The sequence below is a fragment of the Nostoc sp. genome (assembly GCF_036919615.1).
Lineage (GTDB): Bacteria > Cyanobacteriota > Cyanobacteriia > Cyanobacteriales > Nostocaceae > Nostoc.
Genome location: NZ_JBALCN010000044.1, coordinates 1 through 23,881 on the forward strand (window position 1 = coordinate 1; position 23,881 = coordinate 23,881).

General features: G+C 42.5%; 24 protein-coding genes. 14 read left to right on the forward strand and 10 right to left on the reverse strand.

The window, feature by feature from the left end; translation table 11 throughout:
• Positions 1-308 precede the first annotated feature (308 nt).
• From V7K48_RS14130 to V7K48_RS14140, 3 genes are all read left to right on the forward strand, one after another.
• Positions 309-1,328: an ABC transporter ATP-binding protein gene (locus V7K48_RS14130; protein WP_335073397.1), complete on the forward strand. Its 1,020-nt coding sequence runs from the start codon at positions 309-311 to the stop codon at positions 1,326-1,328.
• 127 nt (positions 1,329-1,455) lie between these two features.
• Positions 1,456-2,343: an ABC transporter permease gene (locus tag V7K48_RS14135; RefSeq protein ID WP_335073398.1), complete on the forward strand. Its 888-nt coding sequence runs from the start codon at positions 1,456-1,458 to the stop codon at positions 2,341-2,343.
• 33 nt (positions 2,344-2,376) lie between these two features.
• On the forward strand, positions 2,377-2,775 hold the full coding sequence (locus tag V7K48_RS14140; RefSeq protein ID WP_335073400.1) for a hypothetical protein: 399 nt from the start codon (positions 2,377-2,379) through the stop codon (positions 2,773-2,775).
• Between the two features lie 199 nt (positions 2,776-2,974).
• Here the strand turns inward: V7K48_RS14140 and V7K48_RS14145 are convergent, their stop codons facing one another.
• Entirely contained in the window at positions 2,975-3,412 is a 438-nt protein-coding gene (locus V7K48_RS14145; RefSeq protein WP_335073402.1) for a peroxiredoxin, read from the reverse strand.
• Positions 3,413-3,606: 194 nt separating this feature from the next.
• Here V7K48_RS14145 and V7K48_RS14150 point away from each other — a divergent pair, with 194 nt between their 5' ends.
• The 6 genes from V7K48_RS14150 to V7K48_RS14175 all read left to right on the forward strand — a co-directional run bounded on the left by V7K48_RS14150 (position 3,607) and on the right by V7K48_RS14175 (position 6,974).
• A complete protein-coding gene (locus tag V7K48_RS14150) occupies positions 3,607-4,011 on the forward strand; it encodes an Npun_F0494 family protein (protein WP_335073404.1) in 405 nt (134 codons plus the stop codon).
• Between the two features lie 265 nt (positions 4,012-4,276).
• Entirely contained in the window at positions 4,277-5,761 is a 1,485-nt protein-coding gene (gene cobQ / locus V7K48_RS14155; protein ID WP_335073406.1) for a cobyric acid synthase CobQ, read from the forward strand.
• Between the two features lie 130 nt (positions 5,762-5,891).
• Positions 5,892-6,128, forward strand: a complete 237-nt coding sequence (locus tag V7K48_RS14160; protein ID WP_335073408.1) for a 2Fe-2S iron-sulfur cluster-binding protein — start codon at positions 5,892-5,894, stop codon at positions 6,126-6,128.
• A gap of 75 nt (positions 6,129-6,203) precedes the next feature.
• The gene (locus V7K48_RS14165) at positions 6,204-6,386 is read left to right on the forward strand and encodes a type II toxin-antitoxin system HicA family toxin (protein ID WP_335073410.1); all 183 of its coding nucleotides are present in this window, start codon (positions 6,204-6,206) and stop codon (positions 6,384-6,386) included.
• Positions 6,379-6,597 carry a type II toxin-antitoxin system HicB family antitoxin gene (locus V7K48_RS14170; RefSeq protein WP_335073412.1) on the forward strand — a complete coding sequence of 73 codons (219 nt, stop codon included), beginning with the start codon at positions 6,379-6,381 and terminating at the stop codon, positions 6,595-6,597. Before V7K48_RS14165 ends, V7K48_RS14170 begins: the two co-directional genes overlap by 8 nt.
• Before the next feature lie 176 nt (positions 6,598-6,773).
• Entirely contained in the window at positions 6,774-6,974 is a 201-nt protein-coding gene (locus V7K48_RS14175; RefSeq protein ID WP_335073414.1) for a hypothetical protein, read from the forward strand.
• A 323-nt stretch (positions 6,975-7,297) separates the two neighbouring features.
• On the opposite strand, the gene V7K48_RS14180 is transcribed toward V7K48_RS14175, so the two are convergent.
• The 4 genes from V7K48_RS14180 to V7K48_RS14195 all read right to left on the reverse strand — a co-directional run bounded on the left by V7K48_RS14180 (position 7,298) and on the right by V7K48_RS14195 (position 12,873).
• Positions 7,298-7,741, reverse strand: coding sequence for an SRPBCC family protein (locus V7K48_RS14180; protein WP_335073416.1), 444 nt, complete (start codon positions 7,739-7,741; stop codon positions 7,298-7,300).
• A gap of 33 nt (positions 7,742-7,774) precedes the next feature.
• Entirely contained in the window at positions 7,775-9,214 is a 1,440-nt protein-coding gene (zds, locus tag V7K48_RS14185; protein WP_335073418.1) for a 9,9'-di-cis-zeta-carotene desaturase, read from the reverse strand.
• Positions 9,215-9,490: 276 nt separating this feature from the next.
• Positions 9,491-9,667, reverse strand: a complete 177-nt coding sequence (locus tag V7K48_RS14190; protein WP_334827121.1) for a CopG family transcriptional regulator — start codon at positions 9,665-9,667, stop codon at positions 9,491-9,493.
• A 1,565-nt stretch (positions 9,668-11,232) separates the two neighbouring features.
• On the reverse strand, positions 11,233-12,873 hold the full coding sequence (locus tag V7K48_RS14195; protein ID WP_335073420.1) for a DUF6930 domain-containing protein: 1,641 nt from the start codon (positions 12,871-12,873) through the stop codon (positions 11,233-11,235).
• A gap of 320 nt (positions 12,874-13,193) precedes the next feature.
• Here V7K48_RS14195 and V7K48_RS14200 point away from each other — a divergent pair, with 320 nt between their 5' ends.
• From V7K48_RS14200 to V7K48_RS14210, 3 genes are all read left to right on the forward strand, one after another.
• Positions 13,194-13,550, forward strand: coding sequence for an iron-sulfur cluster assembly accessory protein (locus V7K48_RS14200; protein WP_179069217.1), 357 nt, complete (start codon positions 13,194-13,196; stop codon positions 13,548-13,550).
• Between the two features lie 130 nt (positions 13,551-13,680).
• The gene (locus V7K48_RS14205; RefSeq protein WP_335073422.1) at positions 13,681-14,103 is read left to right on the forward strand and encodes a tetratricopeptide repeat protein; all 423 of its coding nucleotides are present in this window, start codon (positions 13,681-13,683) and stop codon (positions 14,101-14,103) included.
• A gap of 88 nt (positions 14,104-14,191) precedes the next feature.
• Entirely contained in the window at positions 14,192-14,437 is a 246-nt protein-coding gene (locus V7K48_RS14210; protein ID WP_334971938.1) for a hypothetical protein, read from the forward strand.
• A gap of 84 nt (positions 14,438-14,521) precedes the next feature.
• Here V7K48_RS14210 and thyD read toward each other — a convergent pair whose 3' ends face one another.
• Positions 14,522-15,442: a thylakoid membrane protein ThyD gene (gene thyD, locus V7K48_RS14215; protein WP_335073424.1), complete on the reverse strand. Its 921-nt coding sequence runs from the start codon at positions 15,440-15,442 to the stop codon at positions 14,522-14,524.
• Between the two features lie 486 nt (positions 15,443-15,928).
• Between thyD and V7K48_RS14220 the strand changes: the two genes are divergently transcribed.
• Positions 15,929-16,276, forward strand: a complete 348-nt coding sequence (locus V7K48_RS14220) for a hypothetical protein (RefSeq protein WP_335073426.1) — start codon at positions 15,929-15,931, stop codon at positions 16,274-16,276.
• A 72-nt stretch (positions 16,277-16,348) separates the two neighbouring features.
• Here V7K48_RS14220 and V7K48_RS14225 read toward each other — a convergent pair whose 3' ends face one another.
• The 4 genes from V7K48_RS14225 to V7K48_RS14240 form a co-directional block, all read right to left on the reverse strand.
• Positions 16,349-16,789: an FHA domain-containing protein gene (locus tag V7K48_RS14225; RefSeq protein ID WP_334971932.1), complete on the reverse strand. Its 441-nt coding sequence runs from the start codon at positions 16,787-16,789 to the stop codon at positions 16,349-16,351.
• A 278-nt stretch (positions 16,790-17,067) separates the two neighbouring features.
• The gene (locus tag V7K48_RS14230; RefSeq protein ID WP_335073428.1) at positions 17,068-19,557 is read right to left on the reverse strand and encodes a heavy metal translocating P-type ATPase; all 2,490 of its coding nucleotides are present in this window, start codon (positions 19,555-19,557) and stop codon (positions 17,068-17,070) included.
• Between the two features lie 660 nt (positions 19,558-20,217).
• Complete coding sequence (locus V7K48_RS14235; RefSeq protein WP_335073430.1) at positions 20,218-20,493, reverse strand: TM2 domain-containing protein; 276 nt, start codon at positions 20,491-20,493, stop codon at positions 20,218-20,220.
• Between the two features lie 806 nt (positions 20,494-21,299).
• Complete coding sequence (locus V7K48_RS14240) at positions 21,300-22,877, reverse strand: CPBP family intramembrane glutamic endopeptidase (RefSeq protein WP_335073432.1); 1,578 nt, start codon at positions 22,875-22,877, stop codon at positions 21,300-21,302.
• Positions 22,878-23,011: 134 nt separating this feature from the next.
• On the opposite strand from V7K48_RS14240, the gene V7K48_RS14245 reads away from it, so the two are divergent.
• Complete coding sequence (locus tag V7K48_RS14245) at positions 23,012-23,689, forward strand: Uma2 family endonuclease (RefSeq protein WP_335073496.1); 678 nt, start codon at positions 23,012-23,014, stop codon at positions 23,687-23,689.
• Positions 23,690-23,881 lie beyond the last annotated feature (192 nt).

The window sequence follows — 23,881 nt, forward strand, 5'->3', positions numbered from 1 at the left end:
TAACGCTACGTAAATACACTATCTCAAAAGTATCCTAGCGTTATCATTTCATTTGGTTAGCCACCTTTAGATTTACTTTATAAATAGCCTCTTAGGAATGGGTAATTTTTAGCTTCGGCTCAATTACCAATTTTGTCAATAAAAAGCAAAGGGGCAAAGGAAAAAGATTCTTTTTGCTCCCCTGCTCTTGCTGTACCTATTGTTGAATTGCTTGATAAAGCAACTTTAAACCCAGATCAACTTTGCTCTCCACCTTCTACAATAAAGATAGACTTTGTTGAGATTTGTATAGTTGGGGATAAGCTGTCATGGCTCCCGCCGTTTTAATTCAAAATCTGCAAAAACGCTACGGTACAGTGGTCGCCGTCCAGGATGTTTCCTTTCAGGTAGAATCAGGAGAAATCTTTGGTTTACTTGGCCCCAACGGTGCTGGTAAAACTACTACCTTGCGTGCTTTGTGTACACTTACCACACCGGATGCTGGCAAAATCGAAATATCTGGCATCTCTGTGTTAAATAATCCGAGAGTGGCAAGACAACGACTAGGCTATGTTGCTCAGGAAGTTGCTATAGATAAGGTGCTGACTGGAAAAGAACTGCTGCAATTGCAAGCAGCACTTTATCACCTTCCAGGCGCGATCGCCAAACAGCGCATTGAGACGGTATTAGATTTACTCGGTTTACAAGAATACGCCAATAAAAAAACAGGAACCTACTCTGGCGGTTTACGCAAGCGCCTAGACTTGGCTGCTGGATTGCTCCATGCACCCGATGTTTTGGTGTTGGATGAGCCAACTGTAGGACTTGACATAGAAACTCGTTTTGTGGTGTGGGAGTTTCTGCGAAAATTACGCGCCTCAGGGACAACGGTAGTAATTACCAGCCATTATCTAGAAGAAATTGACGCCCTAGCCGATCGCGTGGCAATTATAGATCGGGGCGTTGTGATTGCAAGTGGTACACCTTCACAATTGAAAGATCAAGTCGGGGGCGATCGCATCACCTTGCGAATCCGCGAGTTTTCCCCCATTCAGGAAGCCGAAAAAGCCAAAAACCTCTTGCAACCTCTGCCGTTTGTGCAAGAAGTGATCATCAACAGCGCTCAAGGTAATTCCCTCAACTTGGTGGTGACACCTCAGAATGATGTTCTGATTAACATCCAGCAAGCGCTGAATACTGCTGGTTTACCCATTTTTGGCATCGCCCAATCTCGCCCCAGTCTCGATGATGTTTACCTCGCCGCTACAGGACGCACCTTGTTGGATGCAGAACTCGCAGCCGTTGCCACCCGCGATCCCAAGGCTGAGAAAAAGCAGAATATGAGATAGGGGAAATGGGCCAAACAGGGCATAGGGTATGGAGATACTTACCAATCCCCAATCTAAAATTCAAAATTCAAAATCCCCAATTCTCAATCACCAATCTAAAATCCAAAATCCAAAATCCAAAATTGCTATGAGCGTTACTCCTAAATCTGATATCAATTGGCAGCCGATAGCATCGCCGCAAGCAGATGCTAATGTTGCACCTAACTTTTTCGGTGAATTGGTACAAGAGACGCTGGCTTTAACTCGTCGCTTGTTTATTCAGTTGCAACGCCGTCCCTCCACATTGGTTGCCGGAATTATTCAGCCAGTAATGTGGTTATTACTATTTGGTGCTTTGTTCCAAAATGCTCCCAAAGGTATATTTGGCAATACAACAAATTACGGACAATTTTTGGCTGCCGGCATAATTGTGTTTACAGCCTTTGCCGGGGCGCTGAATGCTGGTTTGCCGGTAATGTTTGACCGCGAGTTCGGCTTTTTGAATCGCTTGCTGGTGGCACCCTTAGCATCACGGTTTTCCATTGTCTTTGCTTCGGCAATCTTCATCATCAGCCAAAGTTTGCTGCAAGCAGCGGTGATTGTGGCGGCAGCAGCGTTCTTGGGGGCTGGACTACCAGATGTAGCGGGTTTAAGTGCGATCGCTCTAATTGTCTTCCTCTTAGCTTTGGGCGTGACAGCCATCTCTCTCGGTTTAGCTTTTGCTCTACCCGGACACATTGAATTGATTGCAGTGATTTTTGTCACTAACCTACCATTATTGTTTGCTAGTACTGCTTTGGCTCCTCTATCTTTTATGCCTCAGTGGTTGCAGGTTGTGGCTACTCTGAATCCTCTCAGCTATGCGATCGAACCAATTCGCTATCTGTATCTCCACAGTAATTGGGGACTAGATAGTGTAGTAATGCAGGCTCCTTGGGGTGATGTTACCTTTGGCGGGGCGTTGCTGGTGTTGTTTGGCTTTGCCCTAGTCGCCTTAGTGAGTATTCAGCCCCAACTGCGTCGAACTCTTGCTTAAGATAAAATAGAGAAATTTTAGGGTAAAAACCCCATGAAAAAACCATTTTTACAAATTATTAGACTCTTTGTGGCTACGGCGGCAGGAATTAGCTTTGCTTCCTTACTCATGGCTCAACCGAGTTCGGCTCAAATCAACAGCCCAGCGGATGCTTTTCCCAGTAATAGTACAACAGACCAAAATACCGATCCGTTCTCTCGTTCAAACTCAGACAATTTCAACATGTTTGACCTGATTCATCGGGCAAATTTTGGGACTCTCAACTGGAATTCTGACCAACAGAACGACCAACTAAACTCAGCAGCAGCAGCTTTTAAAGCAAGGCAACAAAGACTAATTCGAGGTCAACAACAGCAAGCAGCCCCCAGTTTACCAGTGATTACACCACCAGTGGTTACACCACGCTCAATTACACCACCATCAGGTAACTGAATTCAAACAAAGAACCCCAAGCTTTTAGGGCTTGGGGCTGAGACTATTTTAGGACTTACGCAGAAGAGATCCCCCAACCCCCTTAAAAAGGGGGCTTTTCAGATCCCCCCCCTTTTTAAGGGGGTTAGGGGGGATCGAGGTTTCAGGTTTTCAGTGCGTAAGTCATATAATTAAAAAATCCTTGGTTATCAGGTAAAAACTACAGCCCAAGTGCAGCTAAAATATCGCTAGCATGGCTGCTGGTATTTACATTAGCGTCAACATGGGTAATTTTGCCGCTGGGGTCAATTACGTAGGTGACGCGCTTGGCATAACCACCGCCATCCACATCGAAAGCTTTGATGAGGGATTTGTCGCTGTCAGCCAGTAGGGGAAAATTCAAATTATATTTTTGGGTGAATGCCTGATGGGAGGCTTCATCATCTGCACTGACTCCCAAGATTACAACATCTTTGCCTTGATATTGAGACTGGGCATCCCGAAAACTACAGGCTTGTTTGGTGCAGCCTGGCGTGTCATCTTTGGGGTAAAAATATAAAACAACTGTCTTGCCGGCGAAATCAGATGACGAGACTGTGTTGCCGTTTGTATCTTTGGCGGTAAATGCAGGTGCATCCGTACCAACTGCTAGAGGCATAATAAACCTTTCCTGTTTCAGATTGTTGATGCACTTGAAATTTTACATTAATTTATAATGATTAAATATAATTACTAAAAAATAGCATAACTATACTTGAGGTAACTAATTTTTGTTAAATCAGGTAGCTGGTACAAAAAAAAATATATTCTTAAACTAATCTTTCTTAGAAGAAAAATTTCTACCCATACACAATGCCTGCTGTTGATTCCCAAAACCCAAATATTTTTGTCTATCCTCAAAGCACAGTAGAAAGAGCCGAGCGATCGCTAGTCTGTTCACCCTTTAATCTATCTTTATTTGAAGTCATGGGACACCAGAGTGTGTCATTAACTGCGATCGCCCTGGAAAATGGACTCAAGCAAGGCTATACTAAACGCCCTTTATCAGAATTAGCCTGTGACAATGCCTTAGGCTGGCTGATCCAAGTAGGTGTATTGCGGCGCGAAGTCGATGGTCAGGGAATTACAGATAGTTTTCGCCTTACTCCCTTGGGACGCCAGTTAGTGGAACAATACCAGGGAAAAAATTGGCGGACTCCTTCATGGCGCGATCATTTATCCGATGCTGTGATTCGTTGGTTACGGATACCCTTTTAGAAGAAAAAACCAAAGAGTTAGGATTAGGGAATCAAAGGGAACAATATATACGGAAACATCACACCTATTCATGAAGTCTTTACCATAATCATCTAATTGAATTTTGTGATCGTGCTGGTAAGGAGTCAAAAAGGGAGACAGAGAGAGAAAGAGACGCTCTGACGTGGAGAAATTATCAAATCTTCTCTCCGTGTCCGCGTTTCCTTGTGTCTTCTTCCCTCCTAAAATTTCAGCCTGTATCTTTAAAAACTAAGTGATAGCAACTATGAAATCAATTATGGTGGTGGGGACAACATCTCATGCAGGGAAATCACTTTTAACTACAGCTATTTGTCGTATTCTGTCGCGGCGTGGCTGGCGGGTGGCTCCCTTTAAAGGTCAAAATATGGCTTTAAATGCTTATGTCACTGCTAGTGGTGGAGAAATTGGCTATGCCCAAGCAGTGCAAGCTTGGGCAGCAGGAGTTGTGCCTTGGGTAGAAATGAACCCAATTTTACTCAAACCTCAAGGGGATATGACTTCCCAAGTAATTATCAAAGGTAGGTCTGTGGGTAAAGTCAGTGCCTCAGATTACTACGAGCAATATTTTGACATAGGCTGGCGGACAATTGAAGAATCGCTACAGCATTTAGGAACAGAATTTGACTTGCTGGTTTGTGAAGGTGCCGGTAGTCCAGCGGAGATTAACCTTAAGCACCGCGACTTAACTAATATGCGAGTGGCAAAATATTTGAATGCGCCGACGATGTTAGTGGTTGATATTGATCGGGGTGGTGCTTTTGCCCATGTCGTTGGAACCTTAGAGTTATTAGAACCAGATGAACGCGCCTTAATTAAGGGTGTAGTAATAAATAAGTTTCGAGGACAGCGATCGCTCTTAGATCCGGGAATAAAATGGTTAGAAGAACGCACGGGTATCCCTGTTATCGGTGTTATACCTTACTTACAAGAAGGGTTTCCAGCAGAAGACTCCCTTGATCTCCTAGAACGTCAATCGTCATCGAATAAAGCCCAAACTGACCTCAACATTGCTGTCATCCGTTTACCAAGAATTGCCAATTTCACTGACTTTGACCCACTCGAATCGGAAAGCACAGTTTCAGTGAAATATTTAAGTCCTAAGCAAGATTTAGGACATCCTGATGCTGTAATTATCCCAGGTACAAAGACCACAATTGCTGATTTGCTACTGCTGCAAAAAAGCGGTATGGCAGAAGCTATCCAACACTATGCCGCCTCTGGTGGAACAGTATTAGGTATCTGCGGCGGCTATCAAATGCTTGGTCAAATCATCGCCGATCCAGAAGGGATAGAGGGACAAGCAGGCAGATTTCAAGGGTTAAATCTTTTACCAATCAGAACTGTAATTACAGGACAAAAAATTGCTCGCCAGCGCCAAGTTAGCTCAAATTATCCACAACAGGGTTTGCCAGTCAATGGCTTTGAAATCCACCAAGGGCGATCGCGCATCGAACAGCAAGGGATAGATCCTGAATCGTACCATGCCCTATTTGACGATATTAATTTAGGGTTAGTGGATAGTTGTCAATCGGTGTGGGGAAGTTATCTGCACGGGCTTTTTGACAATGGCCCTTGGCGACGGGCTTGGTTAAATCGCCTCCGTCAACAACGGGGTTTAAAATCTTTGCCCACCGGTGTTGCTAACTATCGGGAACAGAGAGAACAGATTTTGGATTCTTTAGCCACTGAAGTAGAAAGCCATTTAGACTTAAGTCTGTTTTTGTCTTAAGCTAAAGTGCATAAAAATCGCCCATTTTTTCCTTAAAACTGTCATTGGTCATTAGTCATTTGTCTTTACAAACGACTAATGACAAAGGACAACCTTCATGAGTCAATACTAAATTAAATGCGTAACATTGATGATTGTTAATGTCCGCTTTTTACCAGATGATGTCACAGTAGATGCCGAAGTGGGAGAAGCCCTCTTAGATGTAGCAGATCGGGCAGGGGTATTTATTCCCACCGGTTGTCTCATGGGGTCTTGTCACGCTTGTACCGTGGAATTAGAGGATGGAGAGATCGTCCGCGCTTGTATCACCGCAGTACCGCCACGCGAGGAATTGACGATTAATTTGTTTAGCGATCCAACTTGGTAATATCGCCCCTGCTATTGAGGCTGATCGCATTTTTTCAGAAAATTAATGCCAAAGAAAATCTGAGAACTGAAGCAAATGCTTTCCCAAGCAGGTTTTACAGAACTTCCAGGAAAAGGCAGTCACACTAACTGGCTGCATCCCTTCTATAGCAGAGAAATCACGTTTTCAGGCAAAGATGCAGCAGATGCTAAACGCTACCAAGAGAAGGAAGTGAAACAAGCAATTGAGGAAGTAGAAGGGAAAAAAGAAGATGAATAAACTCAAGTACCGAATGCTTATCCAATGGTCTGAGGAAGATGATTGCTTCTTAGTAGGATTTCCTGATTTTTCAGGACAACGCTGGCGGACTCATGGGGATACTTACGAGTTGGCTGTGGCAAATGGAATTAAAGCTTTAGAGTCTCTAATTATTGCTTACAAAGCTGTAGGTGATCCACTTCCAGAGCCAACAGTAAGTAGGGTGCGTTAACGCAATTTACTAAGTGGTAACTAATGCTGCACAATTTGTGCGATCGCAGATTATTTTGGTTTAAATAATATTTTTATGTAATCTCACTGTTATTTTTGTAACTTAATTAATGTTATATTTTTTGTTGGCTGGGACTTACTCAGCTTATTGATACTAATAAATAAAGGTTGACTATAGTGAATAAATTGAATAACCGTCAGCTTGCTGCTATCCTCGCGGGTGGTATCGGGTTTGGCTTTGCTGTTGTACAGGAAGATTGTCGTTTTCCCTATGTACAAACAGTTATGCCTGCTGCCTTGATTGCTTATGTTAAGGCTGATGATTCCAAGCCACCCTCTGATTCTGACAAGAAATTGAAGGGTAAAGGTAAACGGTAAGTAATTTACCCTCAGCATACATGAAGTGCTGAGGGTAAGCAAAACTAAATTGATAAATTAGAAGAATAAATGCTTAATTCTGGACAATGCCCGAACTGTAAAAAATTAATTAGTTCTGTAAAATTTTGTTCTTTAAAAGGAGATAGTCATACAACTCATGACATTGTTGGGTACTTATGTAATTCTTGTAATACTATACTTGGAGTTCAGATTGACCCTACTTCTCTAGCAGATCAAATAATACGGAGCTTAAAACTTAATTTCTTTCAAGCAGTAAGAAACTTTTACACATTGTTTCCTACTGCCTGTTTTTGCTATCTATATCAATTAGCTTTAACATTCAGCGCGTATTCTTTAAACCTTTCCAAATCAGCTTGAATCGTCGATTCAACTATCCGCCCCAAAAATAAGTTATCCATAATTTTGCCAAGAAGACCAGGAATGGCATAGGAAATGGTCATTTTGACAATGCTACTATTCTGGCGATCGTAAAAGCGAATCGCTCCCTGATTAGGCAAACCATCAATCGATTCCCATTGGATAATTTGGTTAGGAATAACTTTGAGAATTCGGGATTTCCAAGTAAATTCTAGACTCCCTGTCTTCAGTTTCCAAAGAGATATGTCTGGATTATCTGGCGGAATTTTCACCGAATCAATCCACTTCATCCACCGGGGCATTTGCTCCAAATCAGACCAGAGGCTCCATACTAAATCTATGGGAACCTCTACTTCTACCTGCACAGTATGCTCTAACCAATCTGACATTCTCTCTTCTTCCTTTGCGTCTTTTGCGGTTAGTTATTTCTTCAAACTTTCCAAAATCACTTTTGCCGCCCGCCGTCCAGAAATAGTAGCACCTTCCATGCTGTCGATGTAATCTTGCTGAGTATAACTCCCTGCAAGGAAGAAATTATCAACTGGTGTTTTTTGGTTGGGACGGTACGCGTCCATCCCTGGCGCTTCTCGGTAGAGAGACTGGGCAAGTTTTACCACGCTGTACCAAGTCATATTTAGCTCCCGTGACGAGGGAAACAGTTCATGCACTTGCTTAAGGACATGCTGGGCGATCGCTTCATTAGTTTGGGCAATAAACGGATCTCCCGGTGTCAGCACTAGCTGTAACAATGACCCCTGTCCTGGGCGATAATAATCAGCAGGACTAGTCAACGCCAAATCAGCAAAACAAGAAAAATCGGCATCGGCTGTGTAAAGTAAATTATCAATTCCAGCCGCATGATTTAGCTGTTTACGTTGCTCTCCATCGTTCAGTTCCGTTACCCAACCATCAAAGCGTAACTGCACTGTAGCCACTGGCACTGCATCCAGTTTGTAAATATTGTCAAATTCTGACCACTTACGCCACTCGTGGGGTAGGATGCGTTGAATTCCTGGAAGATCACAGGCAAAAACATAAGCATCAGCAGTGATAGTTTCTACTGTATCACCTTGGGCAACTACTATACCAGTGACGCGGGTTTGTTCGTCTAACTCAGTAAATTGAATTTCCCGCACTTGCCGACGCGTGTAAACTTTGGTGCCTCTAACTTCCAGATATTCCAGAATTGGCTTATGTAAATACTCATAGGGAGAACCTTCCAGCATTCGCAAAACTGAAGCTTCAGTTCTGACTGCAAATAACTGGAATATCGTTAACATACAACGGGCAGACATATTTTCGCAATCAATAAATCCCAATGCGTAGGCGATGGGGTTCCACATGCGTTTGATGCTGCCATTACTCCCACCATGACTGCGGAACCAATCGGCAAAGCTAATTTTATCTAATTTGCGGATGGTTTTCATCGCCCCATTAAAGTCTACCAATCCGCGAACTATGGGACTAGTACCCAAAGCGATCGCATTTTGCAATTTATCCTGCAACGATAGTTGGGAAGTAGTGAAAAATGCCTTTAAGCCATTGAAAGGCGCACCTGTAAGGAAACGAAAATCTAAAGCACCAGTTTGACCCCCTTTGTTAATGAAAGTGTGGGTATGTTCCTTGAGGCGTAAGTTTTCTAAAACCCCCACTTTCTTCATCAAGTCAAATAGTTCGTAGTAGCACCCGAAAAATACGTGCAACCCCATTTCTAGATGGTTGCCATCTCCATCAACCCAACTGCCAACTTTACCACCCACAAACGGACGAGACTCAAAAATCTCTACTTCACAACCAGCATCAGCTAGATCTACTGCGGTTGCTAGCCCAGCCAGTCCCGCACCTACGATTGCAACGCGCATTCCGTCGTTCCTTTTCAGTTTCTTTACAGATTGTAACTGGGTTGGTGTCGGAATTTGCTACTTAATGTCAACTCCACCAGCATATTAAGGCATAGCAATGTCGATACTAAAACCTCTTTGATCACTTGTTTTAGTCCCGGCAATTGACCAGACGCGAGAAAAACGCGTCTGTATCAGCAAGACAAACTCTTGTCCATTCCGGCAGACTCAAAAAAGTATCATGGCTATTTTTTTGGTGGCAAAGCAGTTATCTGGATAAGTTGTGAAAGCATCTTCTTACTTATTTACATCTTTGCTGTCATCGGAGACAGGCAAACTTCTAATCAGTTCACGAATCACGTCGGTTGCGGGTCTACCTGTTTGTTCGCAATATTTTTCTAGTTTTTCTGCTTCCTGTGTTGCAAGATTAACTGTTATACGTTTAACTGCCCATTTTTTATTTGTCATTATCATGCTATTTGCTGTATATTTTAGATCATTGAAAGAATCTAACTAAAGAGGAGACCGATAACAATATCAGAGTTTGTCTCAGGAAACAAGTAATACCATTAATATTAAAAATGTTTATTTTGTCAAAGGATTCATCATTTTCTAAAAAAATCAAAAAACTCCACTTTATTTGTTACTATTGTGACAGCCAAAATAGCACATACTTGCTTTGGAAGATACTAACCCTACTAACAGCATGAGTAAAGCCTGATAATAAAATTTGATAAATTAATTTGAGACACCTACTGTTGACTCAATCAAGATTTACAAAATTATTCTCCATTGAAAGCATTTGATCTTCTCTCTTAACCAAGTTCGCCAAACCCGCTTTGAGAGAACATCTGGTACAACAGCAGACAATAAAGCTTCAGAATCATTATCATGCTGAAACGCTGGCTTACAGGCGGGTTAGAGTGGTGTGTATAGATCGGGAATAATCACTTAGAAAGTAGGCAAATAAGCGATCGCTCTAGAACAAACATCCATCTGCACCCATTACAAATATGATGTTAGTTGACTGTTGCAGAGCAGAAGATTTTAGTTTTGCTTCATGCTTTTAGATTAACTTCTAGTAAAGATACAATGAAATTTTGCATGTTTTTATCCTCACTCTAGCGATATAGTTTGCTTTAAACTCAGCGGTTTTTTGACATTATTTGTATTCATCTATCTGGAGGCTATATAAATAATTTTTAGCCAATTATGACGCTAAAAATTCGACAGTAAACCTTCTAATCAGATTTAAACTAAGAGAGGAATTACTGGCAAAAAAGTTTTTAGTTTAAACTATTTATTATTTATTAAGTATACCCATAAAAATAATTGTATATTTCATTCTTTTTTAGTAGTCTATTCATTATATCTATTATTTTCACACTTTAAATAATCTTCATTTAGATACCAAATAAGCTAATTTAAATTTTGTATAAAGAAATTATAAATAAAAAGATATACATCTGAACTTTTGCTTAATGATATTGATACATAACAAGATGCTCAACTCAAAAACTTATTAAAAAAAAGATTTCGATATCTAAGTGGTCAGTTAGGTTTGATTAAACAGGACTTTACAGATAAATTTTTAGTAATTTGTAGTTTTTTATACTGATAAGTGTCCAAATGAAATCATTGGAAAAATATAAAAATACAGGTACTTCATGAAATTGAGGTGAAGTTAACTTCTAGTCATTCGTCGCCTATTAGTATTTACATATACATGAATATGGATTACTAAGTGCCGCGCCCTGAGAGGTTTGCGGATGAAAAGTCCTGAGCGGAGCCGGAGACACTCCGTCTCCGGTTAAAAAACCGCTTACAAGGGATGAGGTATATACAAATGCAAAAATCCTGAGTACTTTTTACTTCACTTAGCGCTCAGTTGGGAAACAGAAGAGGAGTAAACGTTAAAAGGTAAAACTTCCCTTTTTCCCCTCTCAGATGCATTTTTGGTCAATATGCGAACCAAATATACATCGACTTAATTTCTCATAGCCACAATTTGAGATTGAGGATTGCGGGAATTCGTGCAATTATTCAAATTTAAGTTGGGGCATCAGTTGGAGAGTGCCAATACCTAAATCTTTAGGTGAAAACGATCGCGCTTCAAACAAAGCCATCATATCTCGTAACTGAGGATTGCCACGGGAAGCTCCCGTTAGTCCTTTGGCAATAATTAAGCCACAGTAGCCCTTAGTATTTTTACACCGCTGGTTCCATTTTTTCCGGGCTTCGACATGAATAGGATCTTCATCTAAAAATTCACCGAATAGGAATAATTCGCCATTTTGAGTTTGCAATAAACCCAGGTCGTAGCGATCGCCATCGAAGGGATCGGCACCTGGATTAAAGCAAATTGCTCTGAGTCCGCCTGCTGTTTCAATTCTTTCAATTACAATCTTAGCCTTGGGTCGAGAAGTTTGAATTAAAATCACTGGCAAACCGTCACCCACTTGTTTGATTTCACCAGCCTTATGGTAGCTGACCCCCTTTTTGAGGTGTTCCAACATTTCCCAGGACACTACACCTAAGCTGAGGAAGGAATCTTCTGGTATCAAGTCATCTTGCAATGATTGGAAAGTCGGTGAACCAAGGCTTTCAATCTCCTGATCATCGACACCAAAGCCTGCCATTTCCTCTAATTCTGCTGCTAATTGCGGCATAGTAGAGACTGTCACAGCCACAGATTTAGTTGATTCTTCCGACTGCGGCAGAGAAATACGATAGCGACGGCTGAGGGTAGGGAAGATGTTCTCATGAAGCTGGCGACGGTGATCGCGAATAAAGCGGCTCAGGCTTTCGATCGCAACCAAGATTACTAGTGCTTCTTCCTCATACAAAACAGACCGCAGTCCTTCTAAAGGGTGGATATTACCGAAGGTGGGGTCAATTTCTGATAATGGCAGATCCGCCAAATCACCTGCTTCATCCTCATCCTCATCGGTTTCATCAGCACTTTCAAAAGTCAGAAACAGGCAATCTTGCTTGAGAAATGCTTCTTCTAAATGCTCTGTTGATTCTTCATCTCTTAAAACTGCGGCACGAAACTGTTTTAGAGAGTCTTCTGAGCGATAAAACAAAATTCCATACTCCATTCCCAGCATTCCCATGACTGAGGCGTAGAGTGTACCAACATCCCACTTATTAATCTCGATTGACAAAATTTGTTGTTCTTCCAAAAATTCCCAAGGTGCTGCTTGCCAAATTGCAAATGCTTTCTCTCGCAAGATTTGTGCATATTGTGGGGGTAAGTCGGGGGTTTGACTATCGAGGATGTCGGCAAATCCACGAAATAATTCGTCAATTAAAGGCAGTTCTGGTGCGTAGTCAATCGCGATATCCAAATCTTGCAGTACCCCCCGCAGGTAAAATTGGATCTCGCGGTCTTTGACTACAATTCTTTGGGGTCTGGCAGGTTTTGCCGGACTGTGGGGATGTTCCATTGCTCGCATTAAAGTGCGAACTATTGCTTCTGGTCCGATATCTGAAGCTACCACGTCCATTCCTCGAACCACACCTTGGGAGTAATCTACCCAAAGAATGCATTCTCCCTTTTCCTCTGAGTCTGAGTGCTGGTTTGGTGATGACAACGGACGGCGATCGCCCTCCCATACAGAAGGAATTTGAGTTAATTTCTTCAACCGACGACTGGTAGAGCGATTAAAACTTGTCATAGAGATCAAAAGAAGCAATTTGGAAGTAAACTTTGGGGGATAGCTAGCCTCGGATTAAATTTTTATGGCTGTACCTGAAGGGTGGTTGCTTCTCAGGCTGCCGCAAGGCTTGAATTTCAAAAATACCGAATCTATAAACACACTGAGTCTCTCAATTCTAGAATAGAAATCTTTGGCTGCTTTTGACAGAGTGTTTACAATTTGGCATCTAGCGACCTCTAAGCCGCTAGAATGAATACAAAAACACCAAGGGCAACCCAGAGGCATTAACAAGCCGATACAGGGTAACGCTTAGACTAATTAAGGAGTTGAAAAAGCATATGACACAAGCAATTCAGGCTCAACAACGCGGAATTCTGTTGAGCGAAGCCGCATTGCACCAGGTAAAATCCCTCCGGGACAAACAAGGCACAGACTTCTGCTTACGGGTAGGAGTTCGTCAAGGTGGCTGTTCTGGGATGTCTTACATGATGGACTTTGAAGACACCAGCAAGATCACCCCTCAGGATGAAGTTTTTGATTATGATGGCTTCAAAATTGTCAGCGATCGCAAGAGTCTGTTATATCTCTATGGCTTAATGCTCGATTATAGCGATGCCATGATTGGCGGTGGCTTCCAATTTACCAACCCCAATGCCAACCAAACCTGCGGTTGCGGCAAGTCATTTGGAGTTTAGTTAAAAGTTAAAAGTCAGAAGTCAACAGTCAAGAGTCAAGAGTAAAGGTTTTTTGACTATTGACTATTGACCAATGACTATTGAATCATGACTAATGACTATTAACTAAATGATTATTGACAAATTTACTATGACTCAAACAGTTGAATCCCTGTTTGATACAGGTTTAGAACGCTATAAAGCAGGAGAAGGAGTAGATTCTTTAATCCCTGTGTTTAAAGAAGTGTGCGATCGCGCTCCTAAAACTAGTGCTGCTTGGGTTTGTTTGGCGTGGTTGTATCTACTCGATAACAAACCCAGTTTGGCTTACAAAGCTGCACAGAAGGCAGTTAAGTTAAATCCACAAGATCCACAGGCCAGAGTAAATCTCGCCTTAGCAATGCTGGAAACAGGTCAAAAAGGTTTGCGGGAACACATTGATGTCGCACAACAGTTAATTTTTGTCAATGAAGAATGGAGTGATGAAATAAAAAATAGTATTGAAGACGGTTTAAGTAGAAAACCAGATTGGCAGAGTTTGATAAAAGTCAAAAATTGGCTATTTGAAGAGTAGAGGATGGGGAGTGGGGAATAGGGACTGAATTCTTCCTAATATCCAATCTCCCATGCCCAATATCCAATTCCTAATACCCAGTCCGATCATGAAAGATAAATTGTTAAATTGGCTAAACATGGCTTTAGTCGCAGATGTTTTTTTAGTTTTGTTTGGTTTTGGCTGGTTAGCGATCGCAGCGATCGGTGATGCGGCGGGAGTAAACCTGGGTTTGGATTTGTGGCATAAACTGTGGCAACCCTTATTTAACCCAGCAATTGGCATCCTCATGGGCGGTGCTATTCTCAGCGGTATTATCAGTTGGGTTTCCAGAAAATTTCTCTCTAGTCAATAGTCAAAGGACTGGGAAGTGGGGATTGGGGGCTGAATTCTTCCCAATACCCAATCTCCAGTCCCTTTGAACTGTTGACTTTTGACTCTATGTAAGAATTTGTGTTAATGCTGATTGCAAATTAGGATATTTGTACTCAAAGCCAGTTTCTACGGTGCGTTTCGGGATGACTTGCTGACCTTCTAAAACTACTATAGCCCCGTCTCCTAAAAGAGCTTCGATCGCAAAAGCAGGAACAGGCAACCAAGAAGGGCGATTCATCACTCGTCCCAAAGTTTGGCTTAAATCTGCCATCCGGACTGGGTTAGGGGCAGTGCCATTATATACGCCTTCTATTTCCGATTTAGTTAAAGCTTGCAAAATCAGGTTAACTAAATCGTCTACGTGAATCCATGAGAACCACTGCCGACCACTGCCAATAGGACCACCAGCGAAGAGTTTGAAAGGCGGAATCATTTTACCTAAAGCACCACCATTGCCCAGAACAATCCCAAGACGCAGAATTACCAACCGTACACCAGCATCTTTTACCTTTATCGCTTCTGTTTCCCAGGCTTGGCAGACTTGGGCGAGAAAATCGTTACCAGATAGACTTGTTTCATCAAAGGTTGCGCTTTCACTAGTGCCGTAGTAGCCAATAGCCGAAGCGTTAACTAATACTGTTGGTTTGGGGTTAGCGTTGGCTATTGCTTCAACTAATTTTTGTGTACCTAGCTTCCGGCTATTGAGGATTTCTTGTTTGCGTTCTGGTGTCCAGCGTCCTTCAGCAATGGGTTCTCCTGCCAAATTAACTATGCCATCACAACTAGCGATGACACTTTGCCAAGAACCAGATACATTTGGTGTATAGGCAACAATTTCTAGATTGGGAAAAGCCTCAGATGGAAAAACCTTTTGAGCAAAGGCGGTGTTCCGAGTTAATACTACTATTTGATCACCTTTTCCGTGGAGTCGTTGTATTAAACGACTACCTACAAATCCTGTTGCTCCAGTAATTGCGACTTTCATTTTCTACCTCAGCCAAACCTTTATTGTAAAGTTTTTTATCAAACTTTCAACTTAGCAAACAGGGCAGAGCAAGAGAAGAAAATATTATTTTGCCTTCTATTGAAAAGTGACGATCCTGCGGATGCTCGATTATTCGCTAACGCTGCGCTAACAAATCGTCGGTTTCCGGTGCTCCGACTTTTCGCTCTGTCAAAAGGTTTAAACACCCTAAATTTATTTATTGAATTGGGTAAAAGGATTTTGTTCAACAGGCAAAGCGTGAGACAAAAAGTATCCTTGTGAGAAAAATACGAATTTATTTATCGGGTTTCCCTCCTACCTCCTGCTTCCTGCCTGATCGCACTTTTGAGTTTATACAATATCTCATCAGTGGTTTCCCCCCTGCCTCCTGCCTCAAAACTCAAAAACTTTGCTTTTTTAATGACTTTACGTTTAGATACTTCGGTATTATAGGATGGACGGAGTGTTGCAAGGCGTGGGGCTATTATGGCTCGCTATACCTGTTCATTTATTGTTTCTGTTCCTAATGACCATCTGTTGCCGTTACTTGTAGAACTTCTACAGGACTGTCAGTTGGATATTCAGTACCACACGGCCGAGTACATTATCGCTCGTGAGGTTCCCGGCAATGTTCCTTTTCCTAAATTGGTTTCTGTAGAAGTACTGATTGATAAATCAAAATCTACTGAAACAGAAACCCGCATGAGTATTGTGATGAAAAATGAAGAACTACCACTCCAACTAGATAATTACTGCCGACAAATGTTTGAATTCATCAAGCAGGCTATTGAAAGTAGCCGCCATTGGCATTTGATTGAAAGTCTTGCAGGATAGCGTTGGTGATTGAATTAATACTCCCACGACTTCAAGTCGTGGGATTCTCAGACTGTTATTGGTAGTTATAATTCACTCTCCCACATCCTCTAAATCCTCGGCCATACCGGGGTTTATTAGTGTAATATCGTACTCACTTGAATCCGTTTGTCCCAAACGCTGAGTGTTTTTTAAAAGGTAATAAATGGCACGTACTTGAGGGCCAAAAACGATCTCGTCTTCATTTTTTAGATCGTGAGCTGGTATCTTACGTCCATTAATCATCAAACCATTGGAACTAGGCTTACCTTTGGCATCGCCATCTACAATCCGGTAATAGTAGCTATGACTATTATGCTCTCGTGGCAATCTCACTAATGTGGCATGGCGGCGAGAGACAAACTGCGACATCAAACGGATATTACACTCACGGTCTCTACCAATAGAGTAGACGGGGTGCTCGAGAGAAAATTCTTTGCGACCTTGATCGTCTTCAATAATCAGTAGATGGTTTTCATTGGTTTCTGCTGCCATTGACAAATCGGTGGAACTGTAATTAGTCAAGATTTAGTATCGTATTCTGTGATTCTTGGGCACCATAAGTCTGTGGTGCTGATCTAAATAAGCTTTAAAATTGCATAATACCTTGAAAGAGTAGAACATGGCCGTTCTACTCCAGTAGCTATGATAGCTTTGGTAAGTGTCTCAAGAGGCTTTGTGGGCTGTATAAACCCTGACGGGGCGACTCAGTTTAACTTGAGATGGGAATAACCTAGATTTGTGCTGGAAAATTTTACGTGCAAAAGAGTATTCTACGGGTGATGAGCTAATCGCCGTAATAATATTGAGTTTGTGACGACACTAACAGAGCTAAAAGCCATTAATGCAGCAGCACCAGATGGGTTAAGGACAAAACCCAAACTAGGGAACAAAACACCCGCTGCTAAAGGAATCCCAACTGTATTATATGCAAAAGCCCAGAATAAATTTTGGCGGATTTTGTTGAAAGTGGCGCGACTAAGCTGAATAGATTCGACAACATCGTTTAAGCGATCGCGCATTAAGACAATTTCAGCAGTTTCCATCGCCACATCTGTCCCAGAGTGTAAAGCAATTCCTACATCTGCTTGGGATAAAGCTGGAGCATCGTTAATTCCATCTCCTACCATTGCGACTACTGAGTGCTGAGTCAGGAGTGAGGAGTGAGGAGTTTTCTTTGTTCCCTTGTCTCCTTGTCCCCCTTGTGCCGTTGTCCCTTCTAACTGGAGAGACTGGATTGCAGCTGCTTTTTTAGCTGGGGGAACACCTGCTATGACATCAGCACTAGCTAATCCTAGTTGTTTGGCTATGGCGCTAGCTGCTTCTTTGCGATCGCCACTGAGCAACATTACCCGTAAGCCCATCTGACGTAACTTGTCTACGGTAGATTGGGCATCTGGTCTGAGGGTATCAGAAACAGCAATTAACCCGGCTAAAGTTCCCCCAGCTGCTACGCAAACGACTGTTTTACCATCTGTTGCCAAATCCTGTGCTACCTGTTGTGCAGTTTCGCTAATCGCAATGCCGTGCCAACTCAACCACTCCCAATTACCTAATAGTACAACTGTACCCTCTACTACAGCAGACACCCCCAGTCCTGGTTCTGTGTGAAAGTCCACAGCCTTTGGAATAGATAACTGTTGCCGCTGTGCTTCTTGCTGAATCGCTTTTGCTAGGGGGTGGTGAGTACCGCTTTCTACGGCTGCTGCTAATTGGATGAGGGAGTAGGGATTCTCACTGCCCATTTCTGAAATTAACAGACAATCTGTAACGATGGGATTACCCGTGGTCAGAGTGCCAGTTTTATCAAAAACTACGGTGTCTAACTGGTGTACTCTTTCCAAAACATCGCCGCCTTTGATTAACAGACCCCGTTCTGCGCCCATAGCAGTCCCGACAAGAATGGCTGTTGGTGTGGCAAGTCCCAAAGCACAGGGACAGGCGACTACCATAACTGCGATCGCTAGTTTTAAGCTGATTAATAGGGGGGAGTGGGGAGTGGGTAGAGATGCGATTAATCGCGTCTCTACGGAATGGTCAGCGTGGCTGATCATTTCCATACCACCAGACATGGTGATATCAGTCCAGATGTGAGTGCCAAAAAAGTACCAAAAGACAAATGTTAATACAGATGCTGTCAGCACCCCGTAGGTAAAGTAACCAGATACTGTATCTGCTAATTTCTGTACTGGAGCTTTCCGAGTTTGGGCGGTTTCTACTAAAGCGACAATTTGAGCTAGAGTTGTATCACTTCCAATCCGCGTTGCCTGAATAGCGATCGCTCCTGACTGGTTTATTGTCCCTCCTGTCACCATATCTCCTGGTTGCTTGATCGCTGGCACGGCTTCCCCAGTCAACATTGACTCATCGACCGTTGTTTGACCAACCACCACTTCACCATCGACAGGGATTTTATCACCTGGCAGCACTTGTAACCATTCACCAACACGCACCTGTTCTGCAGGAATCTCTACACTAGAAGACCCCACTCCGACTTTCTCTGGGTTGGCAATCAATCGTGCTAAAAGTGGCTGGAGTGCTAGTAACTTCCTAAATGCGGCAGCGGCGCGACCTCTAGCTTGTTGCTCTAATGTCCTTCCCAAAAGAATAAAGCCCAGCATCATTACTGGTTCGTCAAAGAAGCACTCCCAACCCATTTGGGGAAAAAGTAGCGCTACTAAACTAGCAATGTAGGCTGTCAGCGTTCCCAATCCCACTAGGGTGTTCATGTTAGGCGCATTTCGCCGCCAGCCCAGCCAGCCATCTACTAAAATCGAGCGACCAGGAATTAATAGCGCCACTGTCGCCAGTCCACAGTGAAACCAGATGTTATTTAGCACTGGCAGCACTGAGCTACCAAGATTACCAAAATGTCCGCTTCCCGACAACACCAGCAACATCGCAGCGATCGCCAACTGCCTAACAGAAGAGCGCATTTCTCGGCGTTGTCGTTCTGCTGGGTCTGGTAAGGTAGACATCTCGCCTGCTACTGTACCCCTAGCTTTTCGGGGTTGAGTTGGGAATCCAACCGCTGTTAACCGCTGTGCTAGTGCATCTGCATCTACCGCACCAGTTTCTGACTCTACAACTGCTACCTCTGTGGCCAGGTTTACACAGGCACTCTTGACTCCTGGATGTTGGGTTAGCTGTCGTTCTACTGCGTTCACACACCCAGCACACTTCATGCCCCCAACATCGAGAATAATTTTCTCTAGGATTGGGTCAAATTCTGGGGCTAGCTTAGTTTTTGGGACGAGTTGCATGGCAAGTGTTTAGATTCGCTACAGAAATTCAACGCCTGACTAAAAGCGTCTCTAATTTGAGCGTAGGCGAAATATGGAACTACGACTGTATGTCAACCCTATTAAATTTCTTAATTTATCCTACTTCGCTGAGGGTCAATGACGGCTCCAGCGTAAATAAGTCACATAGATAATAGCTACCATCTGCATTGGCATGGTCACAATCAGACTTTTTAAGAAATAGTTGGTTTCCAAATGAGATATAACACTGAAATACCCTATGCCCAACAAGAAGAACATTGCCCACTTAAGCTGTTTAGGTTTGAGAATGAGCATATCAATAGAAATAAATATAAGAGGTACAAGTGCTCTATAACTGCTGCTAAAGATAAATCAGCCTAGCAACATGCCGCGATTGCCAGGATTTTGTCGGATTAAAGAAGCTAGATAGAGCAAGTGAGTTAAGTATCCCAATAGACAGAGTACTAATGGCAATACGTTTCGGTTAAGGGGTAAAGAAAGGAGAAGCCCTTTGAGCTTTTGAAAGCGCAAGGGAAAAAGGATGTTTTTTCAGTAACTGCTCCTTATCCCCAGCTACGGTGTACTGTAAGAGACTGTCTACAATCCCACCCTTTTAAGCGTGTGTTATCTTCTGCCACAAGCTCGAACTGCCTTCTTGCACTAGAACCAGCCCTGCTTATTCACAAAGTAGGTATTTACAAATTCTTCAGGAGACTTATTCAAGTAGATCATGCCTTCAATTAAACCTACAAGTTGCATAATTAACAAGGCAATGCCGTAGGTGAAAGAACCCCCAACTACAGAAATCACCAACATGATAAAGCCTTCCGGAGTGTATCCTAGAATAAACTTATGAACCCCAAATCCTCCAAAAATAATGCCACAGTAACCAGCTAGAAGTTGTTTGGTAGGATGACTGGGGTTGAGATTTGCCATATGAGTGCTGCTCCTTGATAAGTGAGGTATAAAAATAAAGTCTTTATTGTAATGAAAGCGAGTAAATGTATTTGCTTAATCAATAGATTTTTAATTTTTCCAGTATAAGTAAGCCTCAAGACAAATAACCAAAATCAGCGTGCTTCTATGCCAGAGGGGACGTTAAGATGTCTTGCGGCATAGCCTGAAAACCTGGTGCTTCTTAATGACTTTTGGTGGATTTGATGATTGCAAACCCTGGTGCAGCAGTTTAGCAGATTTTTAGGTAAGACATTGATCTTGAGAAGAATAAATCTCAATAATCAGCAAAAATTGCTGTGATACACCACTTTTTACAAGTCCATCAGTATTATTTCCGGAGTTTTTTACGTAGGCGTAGCCCGTTGTAGACATCGCTTCTAGCGGGCGTGAAACACCATCACACCAATGACTAGACCAGTTGTGTGGCTAGTGGGAATCTAGAAGCGCAAGAGGCATCTTCCATATCTTTACTAAACCATTTTGAGTTGCCGATTCCTACTTCCATAAGCGCAAAACGGAATTGTATCCAATTCATTACACCTAAAAATGGTTCGAGAAGACAATTAACATCTCAAAAATAGCTAAAATCACCCGGATAAGGAGAAATGCTTAACTAGATAATTTGTTGTTTATGTTAATAGCATTCTTTAATTTGCTTTTGCCATTATCTTAATTGGGTTTTCAGCTAGTATTTATGCTTACAACCAATTAATACTAGTAAATTGTTCTTACCTATGGAGATAAAAACAGATATTCGAGTTTTAAACAACAGTAATAATTAAGTATTAATTACTACCTAAAACAAACAAACTTAATAATGTACCACTATTCCAGAGGCTGTGGAGGAGCATAGGAGCAAGGAGGTTGCGCGATCGCGTGTAAACTACCCCCAATACAATCCCCAATGCGGTCAGCGGCAGAATTTCTGACAAGCTGAGGTGAGCGATCGCAAACAATAAACTGCTGATCAGAATCGCTCCCCACACGGGTAAGTAACGAGTCAGAGATGGTAACAAAAAACCACGAAACAGAATTTCTTCAAAAAATGGAGCTGCGATCGCTGCTGTGGAGAAAAATATGCCAAGTGCTACACCATCTTGGCTTTCTAGCGCTAATTGCAACAGGGGATTACTACCACCCTGTCCTTGCCATAGCTGTTGATTAATCAAAGATACCACCACAACTATAGGTAAAGCCGCGCAATAGCCTCCCAGTCCCCACAAAAACCAGTTATCTTGAAAACGGAAGCGAAACCAAAATTCAGGTAGGGGAAAAAAGCGCTTAAGAGAGAAATATAGTACTAACAGCGCACCTGATGCTACCAGTAAGTAACTAATCAAGACAGAAAAAGCCTGAAGTCGCACATCAATAATGGGATGTGGGATGGGTAGCAGCGATATCACCAAGGGTACAAAAATTTGCCCCATGAAGAAAAAGCCTACGACAAAAACCTGTAAAATCGTTTCACCATCCCAAGGTGTTGACCAAAGGACATCAGCATTTTGAGCTAATAAGGAGGCTTTTCCTTTCAACAAGCGTTGAGCAAATAATAAAATCAGCAGTATTAGACCAATTAAAGCTGCCAAGGTGGGAATAGTGCCAATAACCGCTAATTTGATCACTGCTTGAGCCGCAGATTCTTGTTGTGCAGCTTTAACTGCTGATAAAGCGTCTTGTCGTTGCTGGAGTTGGTATAGCTTAACCAAAGCAGTAGAGCGAAACCAACCTTCTAAATTCTTTTGAATCGGTTGTTGAGCATTTGGGAGCAGACGGGGAGGATTGCTCCACAGTCCACTCAATACAGCCGCAGTTTGTCCAAATTCTGGATTGATATCTGAGCGTTGTTGTAATTCGCTCCAAGTCTTGAGAGCTGTATCCGTCTGTCCTTGCTGTGCTTGTAAAATTCCCACCCGCAGGTCTAATTCAGCCAGTAATTTTTGTAATTGCTTAAAAGACTGCTGTAACTGTTGCTGCTGTCCTCGTCGAGAGGTTTTAGTAGTCGGAGGAACGTCCGGTAGAGGTTTCGGAGGTATGGGAGTTATTTCAGGTTGAGAGCGTAATTGTGGAAGTTTATTGTTAACTTTGTCCAAATTAGCTTGAACTGATTGACGCGCCTCCTGATATTGCTTTGTGGCGCTTTTTAGGGGTTGCTCACCAAGTATTGCTTCCCGAACCGCTTGGAGATTGTCATCGTTGCTATCTTCTGATTGCCAAGCTTGGGCTTGTAGAGCAATATTGGTTTGGTAGAGTTCTAAGCGACTTTGGAACTGAGGTTCTTGCCAACTACCAAATAAAGACGAAACTGCCAACAGAACTGCTATTGGCGTCAGCACAAAAATTAAAACCAACCGCTTGATTGTCATCTATCCCCCTTTAACTAACCAGTGGAGAGCGCGTCTCCCTTGGGAATTATCGCAAGAAAAAGTCAGAGGTGGATAGATATCATCAATATTATAAGTTTGCGATATCTACGACGGGCTACGCCTACGCACCCACCATGTTAAATTACAACCCATTGCACTGCTTACCCTCCGCCGAGGATCTGCCCGACTCGGACTATATACCTGTGGACAATGAATTACAAGATTTAATTCCCGGTTTACTCAAAGCCATCCTTGCTTGGTTATGGACAAGCCGTATGGATTGGTTTTTTGGGGTTGATATGGGTATTTATTACGATCCCGAACTACCGCCGATTGTACCAGATGGATTTTTAAGTTTAGGAGTCGAGCGAGTTTTTGATGAGAACTTGCGTTTAAGTTATGTGTTGTGGGAAGAAAAAGTTATGCCAATCGTGGCGCTGGAGGTGGTTTCTCATAAACGGCGTGGGGAATACAGCAGCAAAAAGAAAATGTATGCTGATATGGAGATTTTGTATTATGTTGTTTACAATCCCCAACGCCGTAGAAAACCACCTTTAGAAGTTTATCGCTTAGTAAATGGGGAATATGTATTGCAGCTAGGAAATCCTGTTTGGTTAACAGAAATAGGTTTAGCAATTGGTCACGAACGGGGAACCTATCAGGGAATTACGCGGGATTGGTTGTATTGGTATGACAAACAAGGAGTCAGATATTTAACACCAGAAGAACGAGCTATTGCTGCCGAACAACGCGCCGACAGGTTGGCACAAGAATTGCGAAGATTAGGGATAGATCCAGATTCTTTGAGTTGATTTTGTAGGGAGCGATCGCTTTAAGTAGCTAGGCGAAATTAAATATAAAATGTCATTGCGAACGTAACGCAGTGGAGTGAAGCAATCGCAAAGACTGAGATTGCTTGACTTCGTACCTTACGGGAAGGCTGCACCAACGCAATGACGAACTATCTTATATTTATTTAGATTCATCTACTTATTAACTGATAA